Genomic DNA, 26,441 nt, shown 5'->3' with positions numbered 1-26,441 from the left:
GAAAGTCAGTATTTCTGACGTTTATTGCTGCGTGGCGTGTGTTTTTCGACGTGCTTCTATCGCACCGGCGAATCCAGTTGGAGGTCTGGCATGCCAGTTGGGCATGAAAGAAGGGGCGCACTCGCGCGCGCCCCTTCTCGGCATAGCCCGATCGATCAGGCGGTTTTGGCGCTCTGCGGTGCCGCTTCTGTCATCACAGGTTCGCTTCCCAGAATGAATGCGCGCCGCATCGGCTTGATAACGAACAAAGCGAGCAACGCAGCCGTGGCATTGAGTGCAACGGCGATCACAAACACGGCCTGCCATCCATAGCTGGCTGCAATCAGGCTCGCGAGTGGTACCAACAACGCCGCCGTGCCCTTCGCGGTATAGAGCATGCCGTTATTCGTCGCGGCATATTTGGCACCGAACGTATCGCCTGACGTCGCCGGAAACAGACTGTAGATCTCACCGAACACGCCGAAATAGACCGCCGTCGCTAGCACGAAGACGAGTGGGTTGTGGCCATAGGCCGATAGTGTCAGCAGCATCAGCGCGGCCGTGCCGAAGGCGATGAACATGGTGTGTTCACGACCGATCTGATCCGACAACCAACCGAAGAGCGGGCGGCCGAACCCGTCAAAGATGCGATCGAGCGAGATGGCGAAGGTCAGTGCTGCCATCTGGAAGCCGGCTAATGTCACCGGAGAATTCGCAATATTGTAGTCATGCGCGATGGGCGCGATCTGCGCTGCGGTCATCAAGCCACCGGCGGCGACCATCACGAAGACCAGATACATGACCCAGAAGATCGGGCTGCGCAGGACTTGCGGCGGCGTGAAATCCGTCTTTGTCTGCGGCAGATTGAGTTGTTTCCTCGTTACCGGCACGGCCTGCCCAGGCGGACGCATGAAGAAGGCGAGCATGAACACGATCACGCCCTGGCCAATGCCGAAGGTGAAGAACGCATGTTGATAGCCGCTCTCGGCAATCATATGCGCGATCGGCACGACGGTGATCGCAGCGCCGGCGCCGAAGCCTGCAGCTGTGGCGCCGGCAGCGAGGCCGCGGCGATCGGGAAACCACTTCAGCGCGTTGCCGACGCAGGTGCCGTAGACTGAACCGGCGCCGATGCCGCCGACGACGGCGCCGGCGTAAAGCATCACCAGTGAGTCCGCATAGGAATTCAGCACCCAGGCGAGGCTGATCATGGCTCCGCCGAACATGATGACGACGCGGGGACCGTATTTGTCGACGAACCACGCTTCGACCGGCACCAGCCAGGTTTCGACGACGACGAACAGCGTGAAGGCGAGCTGGATCGCGGCGCGACCCCAGTGATACTTGGCGTCGATCGGATCGACGAACAGCGTCCATCCGTATTGCAGATTGGCGATCATCGCCATGCAGACGATGCCCATTACGAGTTGGATCCAGCGGAAGCTGCCGGGTGGGTTGGACGCGGTGGTGAAGTCTGGATGAGCCATCGTGTTTCCTCCAATGCGCGCTTTTTCCCTTGCGGCGTGGTGTCGCTAAGGTTGTGGCGTATTGCCGCAGGCGTCGCTTGGTCGGAGACTGGTATATTATATTCCACGATGCAAGGTGGTCTTGGCCAATTGTTGCGTGAAGACGATCACGCCTTGGCGAGCAGCGCATCGCCCACGCAAAACGCGCCCAGCCAGGGCTGAGCGCGTTGTTTTCTTGAGGCTTTTTGCGTTTTAGGTCGCAAGCGCCTTGCTGACGACGACCTTACGCCAAGGCTTCAGCACCGCGATCGCGAGCAGTGATGCCAGGATATTGGCACCGGCGGCGATCAGGAACACGCTGTCCCACGTGCCCGACGACTGCTGCATGTAGTTCGCGACCGGCACCAGAAGTGCTGCCGTCCCCTTTGCGGTATAGAGCAGGCCGGCATTGGTCGTTGCGAACTTGGAGCCGAAGGTGTCCGTACACGTCGATGGGAAGAGCGAGTAGATCTCACCCCATGCGAAGAACACGAAGCCCGACAGCAGCACGAACCACAGGGGATCGTGGCCCCACATATACAGCGCCCAGATGCCCACGCCTTCCATGCCGAAGGCAATGAACATGGTGTTCTCGCGACCGATCATGTCGGAGATCCAGCCGAAGAACGGACGCGTGAGACCGTTGAGTACGCGGTCGATGGTGGCTGCGAAGGTGACCGCCGTCATCGTCATGGCCATCAGCGTGACGGGGACGTTGTCGATCTTCCAGTCAGCCGCAATCGGCTTCAGGTTGGCCGTCACCATCAGGCCGCCGGCACCGACGATCACGAACATGAAGTACATCAGCCAGAAGATCGGATGGCGGATGACTTCTGTCGGCGCGTAGTTACGGCGGGTCTGGATCACGTTGGCGTTCTGCGTGACCGCCGGTACCTGTCCAGCCTTTGGCGCGAACAGGAAGAAGGAGAGGATCACGATGATGATGCCTTGCCCGAGACCGAAATACAGAAATGCGGTCTGGAAGCCGGAATCCTGGATCATGGCCTGGATCGGCGCAACCGTGAGGGCGGAGCCGGCACCAAAGCCTGCGGCGGTGATGCCAGCCGCGAGGCCGCGCTTGTCAGGAAACCACTTCAGGGCATTGCCGACGCAGGTGCCGTAGACGCCGCCAGCGCCGATGCCCGCAACGATCATGCCGAGATAGAAGCCGTTGAGCGTTTCCGCCTGTGCATTGATCGCCCAGCCGATGCCGCAGAGGATGCCGCCGATAAGGACGACGAGCTTCGGGCCGTATTTATCGACGAACCATCCTTCGACCGGCACCAGCCAGGTCTCGAACAGAACGAAGAGGGTGAAGGCCCACTGGATCGACGCACGATCCCAGCCGAACTTCTTCTGGATGTCGGGGACGAAGAAGGTCCAGCCGTATTGATAGTTGGCGATCATCACCATCGCGCCAACGCCGATGGCAAGTTGTGTCCAGCGGTAGGCATCGCTGACACGTGCGGCAGCTGGCGCCACCCCGTGAACTGCATCAGTCATAGTTCCTCCTAAAGCGCTGTTCTATTGAGAGCTCGACAGCTGCGAAGGATAGTTTGGTATATGATATGCCAACTAACAAGCGAAATCTTGCCAATTTGCCGCTGCAAGTTTCGCATGACTGAATGCTGTACTGCGATACTACAAGACAGCACAAAGCCGGCGGTCCAGACCGCCGGCTTTGTGGGTTTGAACAGTTATTTGTATCGTTACTTACGCTGCTGCAGTGCGAGTACGCAGCCGGGTGAAGCCGTTCTGGATCACCGACCAGAACAGCGCGATCAGGCCGAGGATCATAATGCTGCTCACCAGCGTGTTCGAGAAGAAGATCCCGAGCGATCCCTGCGACCCCAGCAGCGACTGACGGAAGGCTTCCTCGGCCTTGTCGCCGAGCACGATGGCCAGCACCAGCGGGGCGAGGGGATAGTTACACTTCTTCAGTGCGTAACCGATGATTCCGAATACCAGCATCATCACCACGTCGAAGGTCGAGTTGTGGACGGAGTAGGCTCCGATCGCACAGAGCACCAGGATAAGAGGTGCGATGATGCTGAATGGAACCCGCAGGATCGCTGCGAAGATCGGTACGCAGGTCAGCACGATGATCAGGCCGACGAGGTTGCCGAGATACATCGAGGCGATCAGGCCCCAGACGAACTCCTTCTGCTCGACGAATAGCATCGGGCCAGGCTGCAGGCCCCAGATCAGCAGACCACCAAGAAGCACAGCGGCAGTTGGCGAACCGGGGACGCCGAGTGACAGCATCGGAAGCAGGGCTGCGGTGCCGGCGGCATGCGCGGCCGTTTCCGGCGCGATGACGCCTTCGATCTCGCCTTTGCCGAAGTTATTGCCGTTCTTGGAGACGCGCTTGGCGATCCCGTAACTCATGAACGATGCCGGTGTCGCACCTGCCGGCGTGACACCCATCCAGCAACCAATCACGCAGGAGCGCAGTGACGTCATCCAGTATTGCGGCAGGCTCATCCAGGTGCGGAGCACGACGCGAAGATCGATCTTCGCCTTGCCGCCCTGGAAGCGCAGGCCTTCCTCCATGGTGAGGAAGATTTCGCCAAGGCCGAACAGGCCGATGACTGCGATCAGGAAGTCGAAGCCATTGAGGAGTTCGGTCGAGCCAAACGTGAGTCGCAGTTGTCCGGTAATGGAATCGAGGCCGACCGCGGCGAGGGCAAAACCGATCATCATCGCCGCAATGGTCTTGAAAGGTGGCTCCTTACTCAGCCCGACGAAACTGCAGAACGCCAGGAAATAGACCGCGAATTTCTCCGCGGGCCCGAATCGTAAGGCGAAGCCTGCGACCAGCGGCGCGACCAGGGTGATCATGACGACGGCGAACAGCGCACCAACGAAAGAGGACGTGAAGGCGGCGGTCAGTGCTTCGGCAGCCTTGCCCTGCTGGGCCATCGGATAGCCGTCGAATGTCGTGGCGACCGACCATGGCTCTCCGGGGATGTTGAACAGGATCGAGGTGATCGCACCTCCGAACAATGCGCCCCAATAGATGCAGGACAGCATGATGATGGCCGATGTCGGCGGCATGCTGAAGGTGAGGGGCAGCAGGATCGCAACGCCATTGGCGCCGCCAAGGCCGGGCAGCACGCCGATGATGACGCCAAGCACGATGCCGAGCACCATCACCGCGATGTTGAATGGCTGCAGCGCGACCGCAAAGCCCTGGAACAGATTAGCAATTTCTTCCATTTCGAGTAGTCCTCAGAAAGAGACCGGCAGACGCAACGGAATTAAAGATCGCGGAAATCAGAGACCGAGCAGATCCTCGAGGGGCCCTTTGGGGAGCGGCACGAGAAACCAGCGTTCAAAGATCAGGTAGGTGACGACAGGCATGCCAAGAGAGATCGCGGCGATGATCGGCCACTCATATTTGCCGAGCCAACGCATGAACCATGCGATGAAGATCATCGACGACACGTAGAGTCCGATGAACGGCAGGACGCCGACATAGATGCCGGTGGGAATGACGACACTGAAGACCTGGCGCAGCTGGCCCCATTCGGCGAACAGGCTGCCGTCGTCCTCGCGCAGCGTGTTCCAAATATTGACGAGGCTGGAGATGATGATGAACAGCCCGATATAGAACGGAAAGAATCCGGCTTTCGGTCCCTCTGCGCCCCAGTTGATGCCGGCCTTGACGCTGCCATAGACGACGATGGCGCCGAACAGGCCGATGACGGTGGTGACGCCGGCTTCGACCGATTTGTGAGATGGGCCTGCGTTGTGAGATTGCTGCGTGGTCATGGAAAACTCTGTGTGAGAGATCAGCATCGATCAGCGTGTTGCATGTGCCAGACCTGATGTGCGATCAGGTCCGGCACATGGCGCCTGCGTCAGTTGCCTTGCGCGAGGAAGCCGGCTTCCTTCATCAGCGTCTCGTGGCGCTTCTCTTCGGTGCCAACCCAGCTGGCATATTCACCGCCGGTCATGAAGGTCGTGTTGAAGGCGCCGCTCTTCATCAGGTCCTGCCACTCGGGCGTCGCGCGGACCTTCTTGAACAGCTCGACATAATAATCGATCTGATCCTTCGTCGCTTTCGGCCCCATGAAGATGCCGCGCAGCATCACATATTCGATGTCGAGCCCCTGTGACTTGCAGGTCGGAATGTCCTTCCAGCCCTTGCCGTCGGCGACCTGCTCGTCATAGGCCATCGGCTTGCTGTCGAAGACGCAGAGCGGACGCACCTTGCCGCCGCGCCACTGCGCGACTGCCTCGATCGGATTGTTCACGGTTGAATCGACATGCTGACCAACGAGCTGCACTGCGACTTCACCGCCGCCCTTGTAAGGGATGTAAGTGAACTTGCTGCCGATCGCTTTCTCGACTGCGACCGTGATGATCTGGTCTTCCTGCTTCGAGCCCGTGCCGCCCATCTTGATCGTGCCGGCTGGTGCGGCCTTCACGGCGTCGATATAGTCCTTCACGGTCTTGTAGGGCTTGTCGGCATTCACCCACAGTACGAACTCGTCGAGTGCCAGCATCGCGACCGGCGTGAGATCCTTCCAGTTGAAGGGAATGCCGGTGGCGAGCGGTGTCGTGAACAGGTTCGACAACGTGATGATGATCTTGTGCGGATTGTTGTTCGCCGACTTCACGTCGAGGAAACCTTCACCGCCCGCGCCTCCCGACTTGTTGATGACGACAAGCGGCTGTTTCATCAGACTGTGCTTGGTGATGATGCCCTGAATGGTGCGCGCCATCTGATCGGCGCCGCCGCCGGTGCCCGCGGGAACGATCAATTCGACGGGGCGCGTCGGCTCCCATGCAGCAGATGCCGGGAGAGACGCTCCCAGGCAGAGAATGGATGCAGCGGCGGCCAGCGTGAGACATGAACCTAGGCGTTTCATTGTTTCTCTCCCATTCGTTTTGATAGCGTCGATCGTTCGTCGACTTTGAAATCGTCAGTGCGTGGTCGGGTCTTCCTTCGAATGTCCTGACTGCAGGTGTTCAAACGCGCCCTTGCATGCGCCATATGCGCACGTCAGACTGTCGAGCATCGAAGCGGCTCGCCTGCAAAAAGGATGAGTGGTCTGGATCGCTCTGTCATTGCGCATACGGCATTGCGTGCCCGCGAAGGCAGCGCAGCCTTTGTCCTCCCCAGGTATGCTTTCTATTCAGACGTGAAGCATTACCGTTCGCGCATTTTGGTATGCGATATGCCAAGCGGCAAGCGATTAGAGCCGTTAAAAGCCGGGGAGGCTGAAATGTCGCAGGGAGCGCGAGACGTCGCTGCGATGCAACTACACAAACAAAAAAAGGCCCCGGAAATCCGGGGCCAGTCGTCGGGAGGAACGCAGAGAATTTTGCGCGGGCTGGCCGCGCAAAAGTAGTGAAGTTGCAGCCTTACAGGCCGAAGCGGGGCAGGTCGCCGTTGCGGGCCGAGATGCGCGCGCTGGCCATCAGCGCGCGATCGAGCGAGGCCATGAAGCGAGCGAAGAAGCTGGTGGACGTGGTGAGGTCGAGAGAAGCAGTCTTCGACATGATTTGATCCTTTGCTGGAGGCCGCCGCGTCTTGGCGCCTCATCATCTGGGATCAATTTACGTATACCAGATGCCAAGGACAATTGTCTTGTTTGCATGGCAGCATGAGAATTTTGCAGTGCGATATAGATCGATTTGATTTTCTTATTAAAGTTCCGCGTTGACCACCGTAAATGAAAAAGGCCGCCAATCGGCGGCCTTTCGCATGTAACTATCTGAAATAACTGGCGAAATTACTCAGCGGCAACCTTGCGCGGCGGATCGAGCGCGCCTGAATCGTGGATTTCGGCCACTTGATGATCGCTGAAGCCCAGCACCTGCTTGAGGATTTCGTCGGTATGCTCGCCGAGCAGGGGCGAGCGGGTCACTTCGGTAGGGCTTTCCGATAGCTTAATCGGATTACCCACCGACAGATACTTGCCGCGCTCGGGGTGATCGACCTCGACCACGGTGCCGGTCGCACGCAGTGACTGGTCTTCGGCCAGTTCCTTCATGGACAGGATCGGGCCGCACGGGATGTCGTCCTGGTTCAGGATTTCCATCGCCTCGAACTTGGTCTTGGTCATCGTCCACTGTTCGATGCGCGCGAAGATCGCGTTGAGCTTGGGCAGGCGCACCGCCGGCTTGGCATAGGCCGGGTCGGTCTTCCAGGTCGGTTCGCCGATCACGTCGCAGATCTTCTCCCACACCGGCGCCTGAGTGATGAAGTAGATGTAGGCGTTCGGGTCGGTTTCCCAGCCCTTGCACTTCAGGATGCGGCCGGGCTGACCACCGCCGGAGTCGTTGCCGGCGCGGGGCACGGCATCGCCGAACGGAATGCCTTCGCCGAACTGGCTGTATTCCTTGAGCGGACCGTGAGCGAGGCGCTGCTGGTCGCGCAACTTGACGCGCGACAGGTTGAGCACGCCGTCCTGCATCGCAGCGGTGACCTTCTGGCCCTTGCCGGTTTGCGTGCGCTGATACAGCGCGGTGACGATGCCGAGAGCGAGATGCAAGCCAGTGCCGCTATCGCCGATCTGTGCGCCGGTGACGAGTGGCAGGCCGTCGCGGAAGCCGGTGGTGGAAGCTGCGCCGCCGGTGCACTGCGCGACGTTCTCATAGACCTTGCAGTCCTCATAGGGACCAGGACCAAACCCCTTGATCGAGGCGACGATCATCTTCGGGTTGATCTGCTGAATCTTTTCGAACGGGAAGCCCATGCGGTCGAGCACGCCGGGTCCGAAGTTCTCGACGAGAACATCGCACTCTTTCATCAGCGCGGTGAGGACTTCCTTACCCTTCGGGTTCTTAGTGTCGAGCGTGATCGAACGCTTGTTGTGGTTCAGCATGGTGAAATATAGGCTGTCCACGTTCGGCACGTCCTGCAATTGGCCGCGGGTGATGTCGCCAACGCCGGGGCGTTCGACCTTGATCACATCGGCGCCGAACCATGCCAGCAATTGCGTGCAGGTCGGGCCAGATTGAACGTGGGTGAAGTCCAGAATGCGAACGCCTTTGAGCGCCTGTGTCATTGTTTTGCTCCCGTAAACTAGTTTTGCCGCCTCGGCATATGAGAAAAGGAGACGGGGTCTCTCGACCCCGACTGATGCGGTGTTACTTCTTCTTGCTGAGCACGCTCTGCGGATTGAGGTTGCCGATACGGCCGCTCTCGCTGCCGGCCGCCGGATCGATCACCGCGTTAATGAGCGTCGGCTTGCCGGAATCCATCGCCGCATTGACGGCGCGCTTGAGTTCGTCGGGCGAGGTCGCGTTGATGCCGACGCCGCCGAAGGCTTCCATCATCTTGTCGTAGCGTGAGCCCTTGACGAAGACCGTGGGCGCCACGTCGGAGCCGCCGGTCGGATTGACATCGGTGCCGCGATAGATGCCGTCATTGTTGAAGACGACGATGCAGACCGGCAGATTGTAACGGCAGATCGTCTCGACCTCCATGCCGGAGAAACCGAAGGCGCTGTCGCCTTCGATCGCGAGCACGGGCTTGCCGGTCTCGACCGCAGCGGCGATGCAATAGCCCATGCCGATGCCCATGATGCCCCAGGTGCCGACATCGATGCGCTTGCGCGGCTGATACATGTCGACGATGCCGCGGGCAAGGTCGAGCGTGTTGGCGCCTTCATTGACGAGCATCGCGTCGGGACGTTCGGCGATGATGGTGCGCAGAACACCAAGCGCGCCGTGGTAATCCATCGGCGAGTTGTTGTTCATCAGCTTTGGCGCCATCTTCGCGACGTTCTCGTCGCGCTTCGTGGTGACTGCTGATGTCCAGTCGGACGATGCCTTCTGCCAGCTCTTGCCCATGCCATCGAGCAGGGCGGTGACGCAGGAGCCGATATCGCCAACGACGGGCGCGACGATCTCGACGTTGGAATCCATTTCCTTCGGCTCGATGTCGATCTGGATGAACTTCTTGGGCGCGCTGCCCCAGGCCTTGCCCTTGCCGTGCGACAGCAGCCAGTTCAGGCGTGCGCCGATCAGCATGACGACGTCCGAATCCTTCAGCACGGTGGAGCGCGCAGCGCCCGCGCACTGCGGATGCGTGTCCGGGAGGAGGCCCTTGGCCATGCTCATCGGCAGGAACGGAATGCCGGATGTCTCGACGAGTGCCTTCACGGCATCGTCGGCCTGCGCATAGGCTGCACCTTTGCCAAGAATGATCAGTGGCTTCTTGGCCGATTTTAGCACGTCGAGCGCGCGCTTGATCGAATCCGGGGCAGGGATCTGCGCCGGCGCGGCGTCGATCACCTTCACGAGCGACTTCTTGCCTGCATCGGCATTCATCACCTGACCGAACAGCTTGGCCGGCAGATCGAGATAGACACCGCCGGGACGACCGGACACCGCGGCGCGGATCGCGCGGGCGAGGCCGATACCGATGTCGGCCGCATGCAGCACGCGGAACGCGGCCTTGCAGAGCGGCTTGGCGATCGCGAGCTGATCCATTTCTTCATAGTCGCCCTGCTGCAGGTCGACGATCTCGCGCTCGGACGAGCCGGAGATCAGGATCATCGGGAAGCAGTTGGTGGTGGCATGGGCCAGCGCCGTAAGGCCGTTGAGGAAGCCGGGTGCCGACACGGTCAAACAGACGCCAGGCTTCTTGGTGAGATAGCCGGCGATCGATGCGGCATAGCCGGCGGCCTGTTCGTGACGGAACGACAGCACCCGGATGCCCTCGGCCTGCGCCATGCGGCCGAAGTCGGTAATTGGAATGCCCGGCACGCCATAGATCGTGTTGAGGCCATTGAGCTTGAGCGCATCGATGATCAGATGGAAGCCATCGGTCAATTCCTGCTCGGCGGCTGCGTTGGTATCGATGCTCTGGACTACTGCGGACATCCCGCTCTCCCTGACTTTTCTTGTGACTGTTGGTCGTTGCTCAATTGGACGTGGTGCGGAGTGGTGAACCGTCGCGAGACGGCGCTTACGTAAACAATTCCTGGCCGTGGGCTTCGACATAAGAAGCCAGACCGAGCGTGTGATCGCGCGCGCGCTTTTCCGCGAGCTCGGTGTTGCGCTCCTCAAGCGCTTCGATGATGGCCAGATGTTCGGGCAGGGACGTCGCGGTACGGTCCGTGCGTCCGATGGTCAGCTGACGATAGCCACGCACATGCAGCAGAATATCGTTGGTCATATCGACCAGCACCGGCGACTCGCTGAGCGAGATCAGTGCCTGGTGGAAAGCGATATTCGCTTTCGAATATTCCTCAACGTGGTCCTGTGGCAGACGGTCCTTGTTGAAGTCCTTGAAAAAGTCGCGCAGCGCCGAGATATCTTTTTTGCGTGCGGTAGTCGTGATCAGACGCGCGGCCATGCTTTCCAGCGCCGCCCAGGCGCGGATCATGTCGACGATCTCGACCTTGGTCTTTCTGACAACGACGATGCCGCGGCGTGGCACAGTCTTTACGAAGCCATCCTGCTCCAGCATCGCAATGGCTTCGCGGATAGGTGTGCGGCTGACACCGAGCCGTTCCGACAGAGCGCGCTCGTCAAGCATCACCGGATCGGGTGAGGTGTAGATGTCCATCTTAAGAATGGCTTCTTTCAAGGCTTCATAGGCCTTGGTCTTGAAGCTGGTCTCCGGTGCAATCCGAACGATCGCAATATCGGCTTCAGACATGACGGACGGCGCCTTGGTTTGTTTTCGCGTGGGCATGAATCATCTCCAGTCGAGATGTCCTACCACAGAAATAACGTCAAGAATTTTTGGCATACCAGATGCCAGGATGTCAAGATGACAGCTATTTCAGCAATTTTGCGCTGCAACGCGCCTTGACAATCAAGTTTCTGGCATACCAAATGCCATCAATCCGTCTATTGGAAAAGACGTGAAGGAGGAAGCCATGTCCCAATCGAATCTTGCCGTCAAAGAAGCAACACCATCGGCGAAACAGGCCGTCCGCAAAGTTCTCGATGCGGTCAAAGCCGACAAGCGCACCAGCCTGACCGCCCCCGAGGGCAAGCTTGTGTGTGACGCATACGGCATTCCCGTGCCGAAAGAAGGCGTGGCCACCTCAGCCGCTGACGCTGCCAAGATGGCAAGCGGCATGGGCTTCCCGGTCGTGATGAAGATCGTCTCGCCGGACATTCTCCACAAGACCGAAGCGGGCGGTGTCATTGTCGGCGTCAAGACCGCCGAAGAGGCGCAGAAAGCTTACGACACCATTCTGGCCAATGCCAAAAAGTACAAGGCCGATGCCAAGATAGAAGGTATCCAGGTTCAGCAGATGCTGATGGGCGGCACCGAAGTGATCATCGGTTCGATCACCGATGGTTCGTTCGGCAAGCTGGTGGCCTTCGGCCTCGGCGGCGTGCTCGTCGAAGTGCTGAAGGACGTCACTTTCCGTCTCGCGCCGGCGACCAATGATGACGCGCTGTCGATGCTCGATGGCATTCAGGCCGCAGAGATGCTGCACGGTGTGCGCGGCGGCGATCCCGCCAACCGCGAGGCGCTGGCCGACATCATCGTCAAGGTATCGCAGCTCGTCAGCGATTTCCCGGAAATGGTCGAACTCGATCTCAACCCGGTCTTCGCCACCAAGAAAGACGCGATTGCCGCCGACGTGCGCATCGTCGTCGACTTCGACTACAAGCCGCGCCCTGCGCCGCGCTCCAACGCCGAAATCGTCACGGCGATGAACCGCATCATGATGCCGAAGGCCGTCGCTGTGATCGGCGCTTCCGCCGAAGATGGCAAGATCGGCAATTCGGTGATGAAGAACCTCATCAACGGCGGCTACAAGGGCGACATCTACCCGATCCATCCGAAGGCCGAAGAGATCATGGGCCGCAAGGCCTATAAGAGCGTCAAGGATGTCCCGGGCGTGATCGACACCGCGGTATTCGCAATTCCCGCCAAGTTCGTTGCAGGTGCGTTGATCGAATGCGGCGAGAAGAAAATTCCGGGCGCGGTGTTGATCCCATCGGGCTTTGCCGAAGCCAACGAGCCTGCGCTGCAGGAAGAGATTGTCGAAATCGGCAAGAAATATGACGTCCGTCTGATGGGGCCGAATATCTATGGCTTCTATTATACGCCGGCCAATCTCTGCGCGACTTTCTGTACAGCCTATGACGTGAAGGGTTCGGCGGCATTGTCGTCGCAGTCCGGCGGCATCGGTATGGCGATCATCGGCTTCTCGCGCTCCGCCAAGATGGGCGTGTCGGCGATCGTCGGCCTCGGCAACAAGTCGGATATCGATGAGGATGATCTGCTGGCGTTCTTCGAGCAGGATCCCAACACCACGATCATCGCGCAGCACTGCGAGGATCTGAAGGATGGCCGTGCCTTCGCGGAAGCCGCCAAGCGCGTCTCCAAGATCAAGCCGGTTGTCGTACTGAAGGCCGGCCGCACCTCGGCCGGCGCCAAGGCGGCCTCGTCGCATACCGGCGCACTTGCCGGCAACGACAAGATCTATGAGGACGTGTTGAAGCAGTCGGGCGTCATTCGCGCCCGCTCGCTGCGCCAGCTGCTCGAATTCGCCCGTGGCATTCCCGTGCTGCCGACGCCGAAGGGCGAGAACGTGCTGATCATCACCGGTGCCGGTGGGTCGGGCGTGCTGCTGTCGGATGCGGTGGTCGATAACGGCATGTCGCTGATGGCGATGCCGCCGGATCTGGATGCGGCGTTCCGCAAGTTCATCCCGCCATTCGGCGCCGCCGGCAACCCGGTCGACATCACCGGTGGCGAACCGCCGATCACTTACGTCAACACCGTGAAGCTGGGCCTCACCGATGATCGCATCCACTCGCTGATCCTCGGCTACTGGCACACGATCGTGACGCCGCCGATGGTGTTCGCGCGCAACATGGTCGAGATCAAGAACGAGATGAAGGCCAAGGGCATCGAAAAGCCGATGGTGGCTTCGCTCGCGGGCGACGTGGAAGTCGAGGAAGCCGCCGAATATCTCTACCAGAACGGCATTCCGGCTTACGCTTATTCGACCGAACTCCCGGTCGAGGTGCTTGGTGCCAAGTACAAGTGGGCACGCGGAGCGGGCCTGCTGTAAGCAGCTTCGACCTATACACAAAAACAAAGCGCCGTCCGGGAAACCGGGCGGCGCTTTTTGCGTTTGCGGTTCTGGCTAGACGATCACCGGCTGCTCGGCGACGCCCTCGCGGCCGAAGATGCGCAGATAGCGTTCGATCTCCGCAGGGCTGCTGCCGGTGGTCTTGGCCGGATTGTCCGACAGCTTCACGGCCGAGCGGCCGTTGGCATAGGTGACCTTGCAGACCAGGCTGATCGGGTCGAGTGAATCGAGCCCGCGCGGATGGGCGCCTCGGAAGTCGTTGGTGGCCATGGTGCCCCAGCCGAAGCTCTCGCGGATGCGGCCGCGGAAGCGCTGATGCAGATCGATCATCAGATCGACTTCGAGACCGTCGCTGAACATCGCGCGCTTCTTGCGCGGATCCTCGCCACGCATGGCGTACCAGGCGATCATCTCTTCGCCGGCCGCAACCGGCTCCTTGCTGTCCATGCGCATGCCGGTCCATTGTGAGGCCCAGGGCGGTGCGTCGCGCAGGAACTGCGTCATGCCGAATGTATCGGGCAGAATGATCAGCAATTCGCCGTCATAGACCTCCTGCCATTTCGCCAGCACGTCATATTGCGCGGTCTTCAGCTGTTCGTCGTTTTCAGCGAGGCAGGCGAACACCATCGGCAGTTCGTGCGAATTGGTGCCGATGGCTTCGAATGAATGCTTGAAGGCGAGCAGGGCGTTCGACGTTCCGACGAAGCTGCGGCCAAGCTCGTTGGCCATCGCGTCCGTCACCCATTCTTGCCACAGGAAGCCGTGGCGGCGACGGGTGCCGAATTCCGCGAGCCGCATGTCCGGATAGGATTTCAGCTTCTTGATCTTGTTCCAGATCTTGGTCTTGGTCTGGGCGTAGAGAATATCCAGCTCGAACTTGTCCAGCGTGGCCATGGCGATCCGCGACCGCAATTCGCTGACGATGGCGAGGGCGTAGATCTCCCACATCGTCACTTCGGCCCAGTCACCTTCGAAGGTGAGAACATATTGACCATCGATGGTCTCAAGCTTGTAGTCAGGCAACCTGAAGCTGCGCAGATATTCGATATATTCAGGACGGAAAATGTCGCGGCGGCCATAGAAGCGGTTACCGGCCAGCCAGATCAGTTCGTTCTCCCGGAATGAAAGCGTGCGGGCGTGATCGAGCTGCGCGCGCAGCACCGCTTCCGGAATGATCTCGGCAAGGCGGACGGTCTTGGTCCGGTTGATCAGGCCGAAGGTCACGGGCACCTTCGGATAAAGCATCCAGATGAACTGATGCATCAGGAATTTGTAGAAGTCGGTGTCCAGCAGCGACCGGATGATCGGATCAAGCCGGTAGTTGTGATTGTGGACCCGGGTGGCGAAATCCATCATGGCAACGCCACTCCTGGTAACGTGCCTGATCGTGGCACCTGCACCGAAACGGCAGTGGCCGCATCGCTGACGCTGTCTTTGCAGCAGTTCATTAAATTGGCGTATCCGCCGGGTTTATCGATGTCAACGCAAGCGCTGAACGGCGCTTTCACAATCGAGGATTGTCGTGGCAGCCCAGCGTTTGTCCATCTGTTTTTGGCCCTGATCCTGCATCTGCGGGCATTGCGCAGAATTGTTTGCACGCTTACGATTCCCACCTGCCGGTGGGCGCCCCGAAACGATGAAGGACAGCACCATGAAAGTCGTCGATCTCTCCCACGTCATGAACATCCACACGCCCGGCTGGGTCGGCTATGCCGGCAACAAGATGTATTATGCGCAGAACCTGCAGACGCAGATGATCGTGGCGCAGCGGATCGAGACGGCGCTGCATGCCGGCACCCATTTCGACGGCGCGATGCACGCCACCGACGGGCGCAAGGGCGACATGGCCTCGCTGCCGCTGGATTACCTGTTCAATCGCGGCGTGGTGGTCGACATCTCAAGCCAGATGCATGACTGGGCGGTCATCACGCCGGAGATGCTTGAGAAATCCGGCGCGGATATTCGCGAAGGCGACATTCTGATCCTGCACACCGGCTGGCACAAATATTATGAAGGTCAGGCGCAGCAGGATCTGGTGAAATACTTCTGCTATCACCCCGGTCCGAATCTCGACACGCTGCACTGGATGCTGGAGAAGAAGATCAAATGGTTCGGCATGGACACGGGTTCCTGCGATCACTCGATGAACACCTCGATCCGCAACATGCGGCCGGACATCGCTGCGCAGTTCACCAAGAAGCACGGCAAGACGCCGGCGGAATTCTTCGGCACGTTTGAGTATAATCACAAGCTCTCGGGCCGCCACGTGACTGCCGACATGTTTCCGTTCCACAATTACGCGTTCCAGGAAGGCTTGTTGCATGCCGAGAATATCGGCGGCGACATCGAGCTAATGCTGAACCAGCGTTGCCTGATCGGCGCATTCCCGTGGCGCTATGATGGGCTTGAGTCATGTCCGTGTCGTATCCTGTGCTTCACGGATACGGGCGATGCCTCGGTGGAAGCCATGGGGAACGCGGCGAAGGCGATCATGGGGTGATGTAGTTTAGGTCCACACCGTCATGGCCGTGGCTCGTCCTGGCCATCCCCGTCCGTCTGGACTAGCGGCCAAGTCGTGGATGCCCGGGACACGTCCGGGCATGACGTGGAGAGGTCGGTGGATCGTTGTCTAGCGCCTCAGCCTCGCATCTGGCGCGTTTGCCTGCAGTGTATTCTGAATCGCCTCGCGGAGCAGGGGATAGTCCGCACGATCCCAGTCCGACATTCGCACGTCCGCCAAAAGCGCCGCTGACTTGCCGAACACGACGATGCGGTCGCCCACCGCCATGGCCTCTTCGAGCTGATGCGTAATCAGGATCGCGGTCGATTTGAACTCCCGTGCCAGATCGACGAAGGTCTTGCGCAGCTCGTTGGCGGTGACTTCATCGAGCGCACTGAAAGACTCATCCGCCAGTAGAATTTCCGGCTGCACGGCGAAAGCTCGAGCGATGGCCACGCGTTGCCGCATGCCGCCGGAGAGCTCACGTGGATAGGCGTTCGCGAATTTTTCCAATCCCAGCCGCTTCAGCCAGGTCATCGCGCGCTCCTGCTGAACATCTTCGGCGATGCCGATCAGTTCGAGCGGGAGCTTGACGTTGTCGAGTGCGGAGCGCCACGGAAACAGCCGGTCCTGCTGGAAGATCGTCGCGATCTTGCCGCGGAAGGCGTTGAAGTCGTCATAGGGTGTTTTTCCGCCGATGGTGATGCTGCCGGCGGTGGGATGTTCGAGGCCGATCAACAGATCGAACAGCGTTGACTTTCCGCAGCCGGTCTTGCCGACTATGGCGATGAGTTCGCCGGGATTGATCCGCAGCGACAACTGGTCGATGGCCGTAATCGATTGACCCGATGTGGTCTGGCGGAAGACCTTGCGCAGGCCGGCGATCTCGATGGGCGCTGAAGCTGCCGTCATGCCCGCCACCGCAATACGTGCGTTTCGAGCCTGACGAGCAATGCCTCGAGGAAGAACAGCAGCACGACCAGCACCAGCGTCCAGGCAAACACGTCGGCCACCGAGAACAACTCCTGTGCCACCGAGAGCTGATGCCCGATGCCGGTCACTGCGCCGACGAGTTCAGCGATGGTGACGACGCGAATGGCCAGGCTGAGCGTGATCTTCCAGCTTGTGATGATCCCTGGCGTGATCGCCGGGAGCATCAGCTTGTGGAAGAACTGCAGCGGCGTGGGCCGGAAGGAGCGGATCATTTGTTTCAGGTCGCGCGACACCTCGCGCATGTTGTCGAGCGCATCGACTGTGAAGACCGGCGCGCAGACCACGACCAGCACGAAGACGATGCGAAACTCGACGCCCTTGAACCACAGCACCGCGAACAGGATCCAGGAGACGACCGGCACGGCCATCAGGATCCGCACCATCGGCCGCAGATATTTCTCGATGCTTTCGGACAGATACATCAGCACTGCCACCAGCAGTCCGATGACGAAGGAGACGACCAGCGACAGCAGCACGCGGCCGAGCGTCACCGCGACGTCGAGAGGCGTGATCTTGGCAAGGCTCTGCGCAATGCGGCCGAGGCCTGGGATCGCGAAAGCGGGAATGCCCAGCGACGGTGCCAGATAGGACATGACCTGCCAGACCATCGCGAAGAGCACGATCGATATGATCGTCTCGCGCGGCAGGCTGGAGATCATCAGGCTTCGCGGTGACCTTGCGAAGATCGGTTCCTCGAATGGCGTGGCAGGTCTCGGCTCGTCAGGGGGCATAGATGATCGCTTCGTCAGGCAGCTTTGGATGGAAGCCGGCGGCGACGGCGCGCTCGAACGTATCCCAGATGCTCTTGCGTTCGGTGGCGTCCCAGGCTGGCTTGGCGTCGAAGTCCCAGCGCTTGGCGAGCACGGCTTCCTTCAAGATGCCGGGCGGCAGCTTCACGGTCTCGACTGCGATCTTGTCGGCACCATCCGGATCGCTGCGCAGATATTTGGTGACGTCCGCAAGCGCCGCGACGAACTTCTTCGGCGCATCCGGGGCTTTCTTGATGGTATCCTCGCGCATGGCATAGACCAGCTCCCAGCCGGTGGTGCCCGCAATCTCTTTCCATCCGTCATTGGCGTTGAAGATGATCTTCAGCGACGGATCGTCCTTCATCATCATGGTGGCGATCGGCTCGATGATCATCGCGGCATCGACGCGGCCGGCGGCAAGCTGCGCACGCGCTACAGCGAAATTCGCGTTGACCAATGTCATGTCCTTGGCCAGGTCCATCTTTTTGGACTTCGCGTAGATCGACAGGATCTGGAATTGCCCGCTGCCCATATCGGCGGCGAGTTGCTTGCCTTTCAGGTCGGCGAGCGACTTGATGGCCGGGTCCTTGGTGATGATGACGAGATCGGCGAGCGTGGCACCTGTTGCGACGATTTGCAGCGGCACGCCTTCGAGGCGCAGCTTCTGGAAGTAGGTGGGCCCGCCGATCAGCGTGTCGATTTCGCCGGTAGCGAGGCCCGCATAATAAGAGGAGAAAGAAGGATAGACCTGAACTTCGGCCTCGAAACCGTTCTTGGTATCGAACTTCTGCGCCTTCATGATGTTGACGATGATCGGCGCGAAGACGGGAAGTGTCAGGCTACCCACGCGGATTTTTGTCGGCGCCTGCGCCTGCGAATTTGCTGCGAGCGCGCTGCTCATCAGCGTAGCAGCCGTGCCCATTGTGAAGGCGCGTCGCGAAAGACCGGTCATGACATCTCCTCAAGAAACGTTGTGGCGCGTGGCTTTTCGATCGGTTTATGCGGCGGTGCGATATTTGTTTGTTTGCAAATGATATGCCAAAATTGAATCCACTAAATCCTCTTGCAGTCATGAAATAACGCTACTAGCATTTCATTTGTGTGCAAATGAAATCTGCTCTGGCTGCAGGAGGCGACGATGCCGCACGTGACGACGCCCGACGGGACGCAACTCTATTATGAGGAAGTCGGTACCGGGAGTCCTGTGGTTTTCGTTCATGAGTATGCGGGAGATTACCGCACCTGGGAGCCGCAGCTTCGTTACTTCTCACGCTCCTATCGCTGCGTTACTTATAGTCAGCGCGGTTATCCGCCATCGGATGTACCGACCGATCCAGCGCGTTACGGCCAGGATATTGCGCGCGATGACGTCATCGCATTGATGGATGCACTGAAGATCGACAAGGCGCATATCGTCGGTCATTCCATGGGCGCGTCGACGGCGCTGCATGTCGGCATTCACTATCCGGATCGCTGTTTGTCGGTAACCGCCGCAAGCTGCGGTTACGGCTCCAGTCCCGATCCTGCCTTTGTGGAGCAGGGCCGTGCAGCCTCGCGCGAAACCGCAAAAATGTTCGAGACGGTCGATTTTCCGACCGCTGCAGCGCGCTATGCCGATGGTGCAACGCGTCAGACGCACAAGAACAAGGACCCGCGTGGTTTCGCCGAGTTTGCGCGCATGCTGGCGGATCATTCTCCGGTCGGGCACGCGCTGACCATGCGCGAGCTGCAGGCCAAGCGGCCGATGCTGTGGGAGATGAAGCCGCAACTCGAGAAATTCACGCCGCCACTGCTGATCATCGTTGGCGACGAGGACGATTGGTGCCTCGATCCCAGCATCTTTCTCAAGCGTACGGTGCCGACAGCAGGTCTTCTGGTATTGCCGCGTGCCGGCCATACCATCACCAGCGAAGAGCCGGCGGCATTCAATGCAGCGCTGGCTGAGCTTTTCCCGGCGGCCGAGTCCGGTCGCTGGATGTCGCACAAGCCGGCGGCCTGAGCGATGAGCACGCCCGGCGATATCGTCATTGATATTGCGGACGGCATCGCGACGCTGCGTCTGGCCAATCCGGCACGACGTAACGCGATCTCCACGGCGATGTGGAACAAGATCGCCGCCTTTGCCGGCGACGTCGCCACCCGCAAGGATATCCGTGTCGTGGTCATCCGCGGCGAGGGCGACCTGATGTTTTCCGCAGGCGCAGACATTTCCGACTTTGCCACGGCTCGATCAGGCGAGGGCAATGCCCGGGCCTATGACGATCTGGTCGAGAATACCTGTCTGGCGATCGAGGCGATCCCGCAGCCGACCATCGGCCTGATCTATGGCGGCTGCATGGGTGCCGGGTCATCCGTTGCTGCGAGTTGCGACATGCGCGTTGCTGCGGATGATGCCTTCTTCGCAGTACCCGCCGCCAAGCTTGGTCTGGGCTACGATCCGCGCGGTATCGCGCGCTTTATCCGCGTGTTCGGCGCCGGTGCGACGCGGCAAGTCTTGTTCACGGCGGATCGTCTGCCTGCCATACGCGCTCATGCGCTGGGCGCTGTGCATATCATCGCACCGAAGGCTGACATTGAATCGCTGGCCGGCGAGCTTGCAAGGAAGATCGCGGGCAATGCGCCGCTGACCATCAAGGCGGCCAAGGCTGCCATTCGTGCGCTGAGCACGAGTAATGCCGAACTCCTGGCTGAAGCCGAGCAGTTCTATGCCGCGGCGGACGCCAGCGCCGACTACGCCGAAGGCCGCAAGGCCTTTGCCGAGAAACGACCCCCGCGCTTTACAGGAAGCTGATTGACCTAAGAATTTTCGTTTTCATTTCCGCCAACCTCAGAAGGACACGCACATGGATCTCCAACTCAAAGGCAAATGCGCTCTCGTCACCGGCGGCAGCGAAGGTATCGGCAAGGCGATTGCCATGACGCTGGCAAAGGAGGGCGTCAATGTCGCCATCTGCGCCCGTCGCATGGAGCCGCTGGAGAAAACGGCTGAAGAAATCCGCAACGCCTACGGGGTGACGGTGGTCGCGATTACCGCCGACCTCACCAAGGATGCGGATGCCAAGGCTTTCGTCGAGAAGGCCGCCAAGGAACTCGGCAGCATCGATCTGATGATCAACAATGCCGGTTCGGCGCCGGGCGGCGTGATCGAGACGCTCACCGAAGCCGACTGGGAACAGGCGCTGCAGCTCAAATTCATGGGCTATGTGCGCTGCTTGCGCTACGCGCTGCCCATCATGGTCAAGCAGGGTGGTGGCCGCGTGGTCAATCTGATCGGCAATGACGGCGTCAAGCCATCCTATTGGGAAATCGCACCGGGTGCTGCGAACGCTGCTGGTCAGAACATGACCCTGTCGCTCGCCGGTCAGTACGGCCGTCACAACATCTCGTTCTGCGCCGTCAATCCGGGTCCGGTTCGTACCGAGCGCTGGGCCGGCCTCGTCAACGCCATGTCGCGCGACATGAAGATCTCCTACGAGGAAGCCGACAAGCTGGCGCCGGCCTCGATCCCGCTCGGCCGCATCGCCGAAGTCGAGGAAGTTGCAAACCTTGTTGTCATGCTCGCGTCGCCTCTGGTGCAGATGGCCAACGGCACGATGATCGAAATCGATGGCGGTCAGGACAAGGCGCTGATGGACCGTTTCCGCGATCGGTAGTCGTCAAAACAGGACGCGCGGCGGCGGAATACCCCGCCGCGCGGCTCTGCGAAATTACGCCGCAGTTGCGCACGCAATCTGCTGACATTGGATGATCAAAACTTCAGCGGTGTGCTAGGCATGTTGCACCAAGACCAGTCTTGACAACAAAGTGAGTGCGCCGGACTATTTGCGTACAAACTAATTCACGTTGCAAACATGGGGCTGCAAGCGACGCAAGGGCGAACGGTCGATCCGTTTCTTGCGAAGGCTTCGGCGAGAATCACTTCTATCGCAAACGTCGATCACAACGGAGTTCGATCATGATGACGGCTCGTTCCCTTCACTCACTCGCGATTGCCGGCACAATGGCCGGCGCACTGACATTGTCGTTCGGCCACGCGGTTCTCGCGCAGGACACGATCAAGATCGGTGAGCTCAACAGCTACAAGACACAGACCGCGTTCCTCGATCCCTACAAGAAGGGCTGGGAGCTGGCGATCGAACAGATCAATGCCAAGGGCGGCGTGCTCGGCAAGAAGCTTGAAGTTATTTCGCGCGACGATGGCTCGACGCCGGGCGATGCAGTGCGCGTGGCCGATGAGCTGGTGACGCGCGAAGGCGTCAACATCATCGCCGGAACGTTCCTCTCGCATATCGGTCTCGCGGTGACCGAATTCGCCGGCAAGAAGAAAGTGTTCTTCCTCGCTGCCGAGCCGCTGACCGACAAGATCACCTGGCAGAACGGCAACAAGTATACGTTCCGCCTGCGCGCCACGACCTATATGCAGGTCGCAATGCTGCTGCCGGATGCGCTGGCTGCCAAGAAGAAGCGCTGGGCGCTGGTCTATCCGAACTTCGAATACGGCCAGGCCGCGGTCGCGACCTTCAAGGAAATGATGAAGGCCAAGCAGCCTGACATCGAATTCGTCACCGAGCAGGCACCGCCGCTCGGCAAGGTCGATGCCGGCGCCGTGGTGCAGGCCATCGACGATGCCAAGCCGGACGCGATCTTTAACGTGCTGTTCGGCGCGGACTTCTCCAAGCTGGTCCGTGAAGGCACCACACGTGGCGTGTTCAAGGATCGCACCGTCGTAAGCCTTCTGTCGGGCGAACCGGAATATCTCGATCCGGTGAAGGAAGAAGCGCCGGTCGGCTGGATCGTCACCGGCTATCCCTGGGACAAGATCAAGACCCCGGAATACCTGGCTTTCCTGACGGCCTATCAGAAGAAGTACAACGACTATCCGCGTCTTGGTTCGATCGTCGGCTATGTCACGATGACTTCTCTGGCTGCCGGTATCGCCAAGGCAGGTTCGACTGACACCGACAAGCTGATTACGGCCTTCGAAGGTCTGAAGCTCGACAGCCCGTTCGGTCCGTTCATGTATCGCGCCAGCGATCACCAGGCGACGATGGGCGCTTACGTGGGCAAGATCGCGCTTGAGGGCGGCAAGGGCACCATGGCCGACTTCAAATATGTCGATGGTGCATCGGTGCTGCCCAGCGACGCCGAAGTGAAGAAGCTCCGTCCCGCGACCGAGTAAGAGGAAGTACGACGATGATCGCCGTTGATACTCTCCCCGCATGTTCAACGCGGGGAGGGGGATTCCTCCGATGAGTTTCAACGCGTTTCTGTTTCAGGCACTGAACGGCCTGTCGGCCGCCTCCGGCCTGTTCTTCGTGGCGGCCGGGTTGTCGCTGATTTTCGGCGTCACCCGGATCGTCAATATCGCTCACGGGTCCCTCTATATGATCGGGACCTATATCGCCTACAGCATCGCCACCAAGGTCGGCGGTGCCGTCGGCTTCTGGGGCGGCATTGTTCTGACCGCATTGCTGGTGGCCCTGATCGGCGCCGCGATCGAGATCCTTCTGCTGCGGCGGATTTATCGCGCGCCTGAGCTGTTTCAATTGCTCGCCACTTTCGCGCTGGTGCTCGTTATCAACGACGCGACGCTGTGGATCTGGGGTCCTGAGGATTTGCTTGGCCCGCGCGCGCCAGGCCTGACCGGCTCCATCGAGGTGCTCGGCCGCCGGCTGCCCACTTACGATATCTTCCTGATTTTCGTCGGCCCGTTCGTGCTGTGGATGCTGCATCTGGCGCTGGCCAAGACCCGCTTCGGTCGCTTGATGCGCGCGGCGACGCAGGACCGCGAAATGGTCGGCGCGCTCGGTGTCAACCAGGCCATGCTGTTCACGGGCGTGTTCGCGCTCGGCGCTTTGCTCGCTGGCCTTGGCGGCGCGCTGCAGATTGCGCGCGAGCCGGCGACGCTGGCGACCGACCTGATCGTGATCGGCGACGCCTTCGTCGTCGTCGTCGTCGGTGGCATGGGCTCGATCTCCGGCGCCTATCTTGCCGCGGTCATCATCGCCGAGGTCAAGGCGCTGTGCATCGGCCTCGGCGTCGTGAGTTTTGGCGGCTTCACGGTCAATTTCTCCAAACTGACGCTGGTGGCGGAATTTCTCGTGATGGCCGCGGTGCTGATCGCACGGCCCTACGGCTTGCTCGGTCGGGAGCAGGTGGCTGTGCGCAGTGTCGCGGAGCCCGAAGAGCCGCTACGTCCGGCGACAACGGCCACGAAGATCGCGGGCCTCATCCTTCTTGTCGTTCTCGTGTGCCTGCCACTGATCGCCAAGAGCTCGCCCTATACGCTGGTGCTCGGCATTGACGTGTTGATCGCCGTGCTGTTCGCGACCAGCCTTCATTTCATCATGGGGCCGGGCGGCATGCATTCGTTCGGCCACGCAGCCTACTTCGGCTTGGGTGCTTACGGCGCCGCATTGCTGGTAAAATGGTTTGCGGCGCCGATGGGACTCGCACTGGCAGCCGCGCCAGTGCTGGCGCTGGTCGGCGCATTGCTGTTCGGCTGGTTCGCGGTGCGGCTGTCCGGTGTCTATTTGGCGATGCTCACGCTGGCTTTCGCCCAGATCGTATGGGCGGCCGTGTTCCAATGGGAAACACTCACAGGTGGCTCCAACGGCGTGCTCGGGGTGTGGCCGTCGGCGCCATTCGACAGCCGTGGAGCATTCTATTTCCTGGCACTCGCACTGGCTGCGCTCGGGGTGTTGCTGCTCCGCAAATTCCTGTTCGCGCCATTTGGTTACGCGATGCGGGCAGGGCGTGACTCTCCCTTGCGCGCCGAAGCGATCGGTCTCGACGTCAAGCGCGTGCACTGGCTGGCCTTCGCCATTGCTGGCGGCATCTGCGGCATCGCCGGTGGATTGTTCGCCTTCGCCAAGGGCTCGATCTCGCCGGAGACCATCGGCGTCAGTCGTTCGATCGACGGTCTGGTGATGGTGCTGCTGGGCGGCATCCAGACGCTGACCGGCCCAATCGTCGGTGCGTCGGTCTATGCGGTGCTGCAGGATTTCATGATGCGTTCGACGGAATACTGGCGGGCCTTGCTCGGCGGCATCATTCTGTTGCTGGTGCTTGCGTTCCCGAGTGGCATCGTCGGCGGCTTCGTCAAGCTGATCTCGCGACGAAAGACAATATCGAAGGCCGCATCATGAGCGACCTCGCCATTCGTTCGCTCTCGAAATCCTTCGGTGGTGTGCGTGCCGTCAACGAGGTTTCGTTTGACATCAAGCGCGGCGAGTTTCTTGCGCTGATCGGCCCGAATGGCGCCGGCAAGTCGACCTGCTTCAACATGATCAACGGCCAGCTGCCGCCGGATTCCGGCGAGATCTGGTTCGAGGGGGCGAAGCTCAACGGCAGGAAACCGCGCGATATCTGGCGCCTTGGTATTGGTCGTACCTTTCAGGTCGCCGCCACCTTCAACTCGATGACGGTCGTCGAGAATGTGCAGATGGCGCTGATCTCCCACGCCAATCAGGTCTACCGGCTGTGGAAGCCGGCATCGTCGCTCCACCGCGAGCGCGCGCTGGAGCTGCTGGCCCAGGTCGGCATGCAGGATGCCGCCGATCGGCCGAGCCGCGAGCTGGCTTATGGCGACGTTAAGCGCGTCGAACTGGCGATTGCGCTCGCCAACGATCCACGGCTGCTGCTCATGGACGAGCCGACTGCCGGCATGGCGCCCAAGGAGCGCAACGATCTGATCGCGCTGGTGAAGCGTCTGGTGATCGAGAAGGGCATCTCCGTGCTGTTCACCGAACATTCGATGGATGTGGTGTTTGCCTTCGCTGATCGCATCATCGTGTTGGCGCGGGGCCGGCTGATCGCCGACGGCGATGCCAAGTCGATCCGCGACAATCCGCAGGTGAGGGAAGTGTATTTCGGCACCGGCAAGACATTCCAGAAATCGGAGGCACATTGATGAGCGCCCCGATGCTCTCGGTCGAAAATCTCGGTGCGTCCTACGGAGCCGCGCAGATCCTTTACGACCTCAGCCTGCAGGTCGGGCGCGGCGAAGTCGTTGCACTGATGGGCCGCAATGGCGCTGGCAAGACCACGACCATGAAGGCCATCATGGGCCTGATGGCGCAGTCTACCGGCAAGATCCGGTTCGATGGCCACGATATCTCCGGCCGGCAGCCTTACGAGATCGCGCGGCTCGGCCTCGGTTTCACGCCGGAGGACCGCCGCATCTTCTCCGATCTGACGGTGCTGGAAAATCTCGATATCGGCCGCCAGCCGCCACGCAAGTTCAGCGACGGCGTGCCGGCGCCGGTCTGGACCGAAGAGAAGCTACTGGCGCTGTTTCCCAATCTCGGTGAAATGCCGAACCGTCCGGGCGGCCGGATGAGCGGTGGCGAGCAGCAGATGCTCACCGTGGCGCGGACGCTGATGGGCAATCCGCTGCTGATCCTGCTTGATGAACCGTCCGAAGGGGTCGCCCCGCTGATCGTCGAGTTGATGGCCAATACCATTCTCGAACTAAAAAAGGCTGGAGTGTCGATCCTGCTGTCGGAGCAGAACGTGCATTTCGCCGAACTGGTCTCGGACAGGGCCTACGTCCTCGAAAAGGGCCAGATCCAATGGAACGGCACGATGACCGAGCTGGCGGAGAATATTGACATTCAACGCGCTTATTTGACGGTGTAACGACCAAAACTTCAACTGTCGCGGCAACCGAAGATCGTTCATA

General features: G+C 60.2%; 23 protein-coding genes. 10 read left to right on the top strand and 13 right to left on the bottom strand.

Annotated elements, in window-relative coordinates:
- Positions 1–155: 155 nt before the first annotated feature.
- The 5 genes from oxlT (LPB73_RS14520) to LPB73_RS14500 all read right to left on the bottom strand — a co-directional run bounded on the left by oxlT (LPB73_RS14520) (position 156) and on the right by LPB73_RS14500 (position 6,361).
- Positions 156–1,466 (bottom strand): oxalate/formate MFS antiporter, encoded by a 1,311-nt coding sequence (gene oxlT / locus LPB73_RS14520; protein ID WP_231080967.1) that lies wholly within the window; start codon positions 1,464–1,466, stop codon positions 156–158.
- 231 nt (positions 1,467–1,697) lie between these two features.
- Positions 1,698–2,987 carry an oxalate/formate MFS antiporter gene (oxlT, locus tag LPB73_RS14515; protein WP_089267112.1) on the bottom strand — a complete coding sequence of 430 codons (1,290 nt, stop codon included), beginning with the start codon at positions 2,985–2,987 and terminating at the stop codon, positions 1,698–1,700.
- 210 nt (positions 2,988–3,197) lie between these two features.
- On the bottom strand, positions 3,198–4,703 hold the full coding sequence (locus LPB73_RS14510) for a tripartite tricarboxylate transporter permease (protein WP_089267113.1): 1,506 nt from the start codon (positions 4,701–4,703) through the stop codon (positions 3,198–3,200).
- Positions 4,704–4,760: 57 nt separating this feature from the next.
- Positions 4,761–5,258, bottom strand: a complete 498-nt coding sequence (locus LPB73_RS14505; RefSeq protein WP_089267114.1) for a tripartite tricarboxylate transporter TctB family protein — start codon at positions 5,256–5,258, stop codon at positions 4,761–4,763.
- Between the two features lie 89 nt (positions 5,259–5,347).
- Complete coding sequence (locus LPB73_RS14500) at positions 5,348–6,361, bottom strand: Bug family tripartite tricarboxylate transporter substrate binding protein (protein ID WP_089267115.1); 1,014 nt, start codon at positions 6,359–6,361, stop codon at positions 5,348–5,350.
- Between the two features lie 174 nt (positions 6,362–6,535).
- On the opposite strand from LPB73_RS14500, the gene LPB73_RS14495 reads away from it, so the two are divergent.
- Positions 6,536–6,844 carry a hypothetical protein gene (locus LPB73_RS14495; RefSeq protein ID WP_231080966.1) on the top strand — a complete coding sequence of 103 codons (309 nt, stop codon included), beginning with the start codon at positions 6,536–6,538 and terminating at the stop codon, positions 6,842–6,844.
- A 13-nt stretch (positions 6,845–6,857) separates the two neighbouring features.
- On the opposite strand, the gene LPB73_RS14490 is transcribed toward LPB73_RS14495, so the two are convergent.
- From LPB73_RS14490 to LPB73_RS14475, 4 genes are all read right to left on the bottom strand, one after another.
- Positions 6,858–6,995 carry a hypothetical protein gene (locus tag LPB73_RS14490; protein WP_170849697.1) on the bottom strand — a complete coding sequence of 46 codons (138 nt, stop codon included), beginning with the start codon at positions 6,993–6,995 and terminating at the stop codon, positions 6,858–6,860.
- Between the two features lie 233 nt (positions 6,996–7,228).
- Positions 7,229–8,506: a formyl-CoA transferase gene (gene frc, locus LPB73_RS14485; RefSeq protein WP_089267116.1), complete on the bottom strand. Its 1,278-nt coding sequence runs from the start codon at positions 8,504–8,506 to the stop codon at positions 7,229–7,231.
- 82 nt (positions 8,507–8,588) lie between these two features.
- Positions 8,589–10,328, bottom strand: a complete 1,740-nt coding sequence (gene oxc, locus LPB73_RS14480) for an oxalyl-CoA decarboxylase (RefSeq protein ID WP_120290953.1) — start codon at positions 10,326–10,328, stop codon at positions 8,589–8,591.
- Positions 10,329–10,413: 85 nt separating this feature from the next.
- Entirely contained in the window at positions 10,414–11,145 is a 732-nt protein-coding gene (locus tag LPB73_RS14475; RefSeq protein WP_068730533.1) for a GntR family transcriptional regulator, read from the bottom strand.
- 187 nt (positions 11,146–11,332) lie between these two features.
- Between LPB73_RS14475 and LPB73_RS14470 the strand changes: the two genes are divergently transcribed.
- Complete coding sequence (locus LPB73_RS14470; protein ID WP_231080965.1) at positions 11,333–13,495, top strand: acetate--CoA ligase family protein; 2,163 nt, start codon at positions 11,333–11,335, stop codon at positions 13,493–13,495.
- Positions 13,496–13,570: 75 nt separating this feature from the next.
- Here LPB73_RS14470 and pncB read toward each other — a convergent pair whose 3' ends face one another.
- Entirely contained in the window at positions 13,571–14,872 is a 1,302-nt protein-coding gene (pncB, locus tag LPB73_RS14465) for a nicotinate phosphoribosyltransferase (RefSeq protein WP_093758946.1), read from the bottom strand.
- Between the two features lie 295 nt (positions 14,873–15,167).
- Between pncB and LPB73_RS14460 the strand changes: the two genes are divergently transcribed.
- Positions 15,168–16,016 (top strand): cyclase family protein, encoded by an 849-nt coding sequence (locus LPB73_RS14460; protein ID WP_170849696.1) that lies wholly within the window; start codon positions 15,168–15,170, stop codon positions 16,014–16,016.
- Positions 16,017–16,145: 129 nt separating this feature from the next.
- Here the strand turns inward: LPB73_RS14460 and LPB73_RS14455 are convergent, their stop codons facing one another.
- The 3 genes from LPB73_RS14455 to LPB73_RS14445 form a co-directional block, all read right to left on the bottom strand.
- Positions 16,146–16,928: an ABC transporter ATP-binding protein gene (locus LPB73_RS14455; protein ID WP_231080964.1), complete on the bottom strand. Its 783-nt coding sequence runs from the start codon at positions 16,926–16,928 to the stop codon at positions 16,146–16,148.
- A complete protein-coding gene (locus LPB73_RS14450; protein WP_158596829.1) occupies positions 16,925–17,668 on the bottom strand; it encodes an ABC transporter permease in 744 nt (247 codons plus the stop codon). Before LPB73_RS14450 ends, LPB73_RS14455 begins: the two co-directional genes overlap by 4 nt.
- A 61-nt stretch (positions 17,669–17,729) precedes the next feature.
- Positions 17,730–18,710 (bottom strand): ABC transporter substrate-binding protein, encoded by a 981-nt coding sequence (locus tag LPB73_RS14445; RefSeq protein WP_231080963.1) that lies wholly within the window; start codon positions 18,708–18,710, stop codon positions 17,730–17,732.
- Between the two features lie 186 nt (positions 18,711–18,896).
- On the opposite strand from LPB73_RS14445, the gene LPB73_RS14440 reads away from it, so the two are divergent.
- The 7 genes from LPB73_RS14440 (at position 18,897) to LPB73_RS14410 (ending at position 26,398) form a co-directional block, all read left to right on the top strand.
- Positions 18,897–19,757, top strand: coding sequence for an alpha/beta fold hydrolase (locus tag LPB73_RS14440; protein ID WP_175367400.1), 861 nt, complete (start codon positions 18,897–18,899; stop codon positions 19,755–19,757).
- A 3-nt stretch (positions 19,758–19,760) separates the two neighbouring features.
- Positions 19,761–20,549 (top strand): enoyl-CoA hydratase-related protein, encoded by a 789-nt coding sequence (locus LPB73_RS14435; protein WP_120290964.1) that lies wholly within the window; start codon positions 19,761–19,763, stop codon positions 20,547–20,549.
- A 52-nt stretch (positions 20,550–20,601) separates the two neighbouring features.
- Positions 20,602–21,411: an SDR family NAD(P)-dependent oxidoreductase gene (locus tag LPB73_RS14430; protein WP_089267123.1), complete on the top strand. Its 810-nt coding sequence runs from the start codon at positions 20,602–20,604 to the stop codon at positions 21,409–21,411.
- Between the two features lie 305 nt (positions 21,412–21,716).
- Positions 21,717–22,937: an ABC transporter substrate-binding protein gene (locus LPB73_RS14425; protein ID WP_120291209.1), complete on the top strand. Its 1,221-nt coding sequence runs from the start codon at positions 21,717–21,719 to the stop codon at positions 22,935–22,937.
- A gap of 70 nt (positions 22,938–23,007) precedes the next feature.
- Positions 23,008–24,906 carry an ABC transporter permease gene (locus LPB73_RS14420; RefSeq protein ID WP_231080962.1) on the top strand — a complete coding sequence of 633 codons (1,899 nt, stop codon included), beginning with the start codon at positions 23,008–23,010 and terminating at the stop codon, positions 24,904–24,906.
- Entirely contained in the window at positions 24,903–25,670 is a 768-nt protein-coding gene (locus LPB73_RS14415) for an ABC transporter ATP-binding protein (RefSeq protein WP_231080961.1), read from the top strand. Before LPB73_RS14420 ends, LPB73_RS14415 begins: the two co-directional genes overlap by 4 nt.
- Positions 25,670–26,398: an ABC transporter ATP-binding protein gene (locus tag LPB73_RS14410; protein ID WP_231080960.1), complete on the top strand. Its 729-nt coding sequence runs from the start codon at positions 25,670–25,672 to the stop codon at positions 26,396–26,398. Before LPB73_RS14415 ends, LPB73_RS14410 begins: the two co-directional genes overlap by 1 nt.
- Positions 26,399–26,441: the final 43 nt, after the last annotated feature.

The organism is Tardiphaga sp. 37S4, assembly GCF_021044645.1.
In the GTDB taxonomy this organism is placed as follows: domain Bacteria; phylum Pseudomonadota; class Alphaproteobacteria; order Rhizobiales; family Xanthobacteraceae; genus Tardiphaga; species Tardiphaga robiniae.
This window is presented reverse-complemented; position numbering and strand designations above follow the sequence as displayed.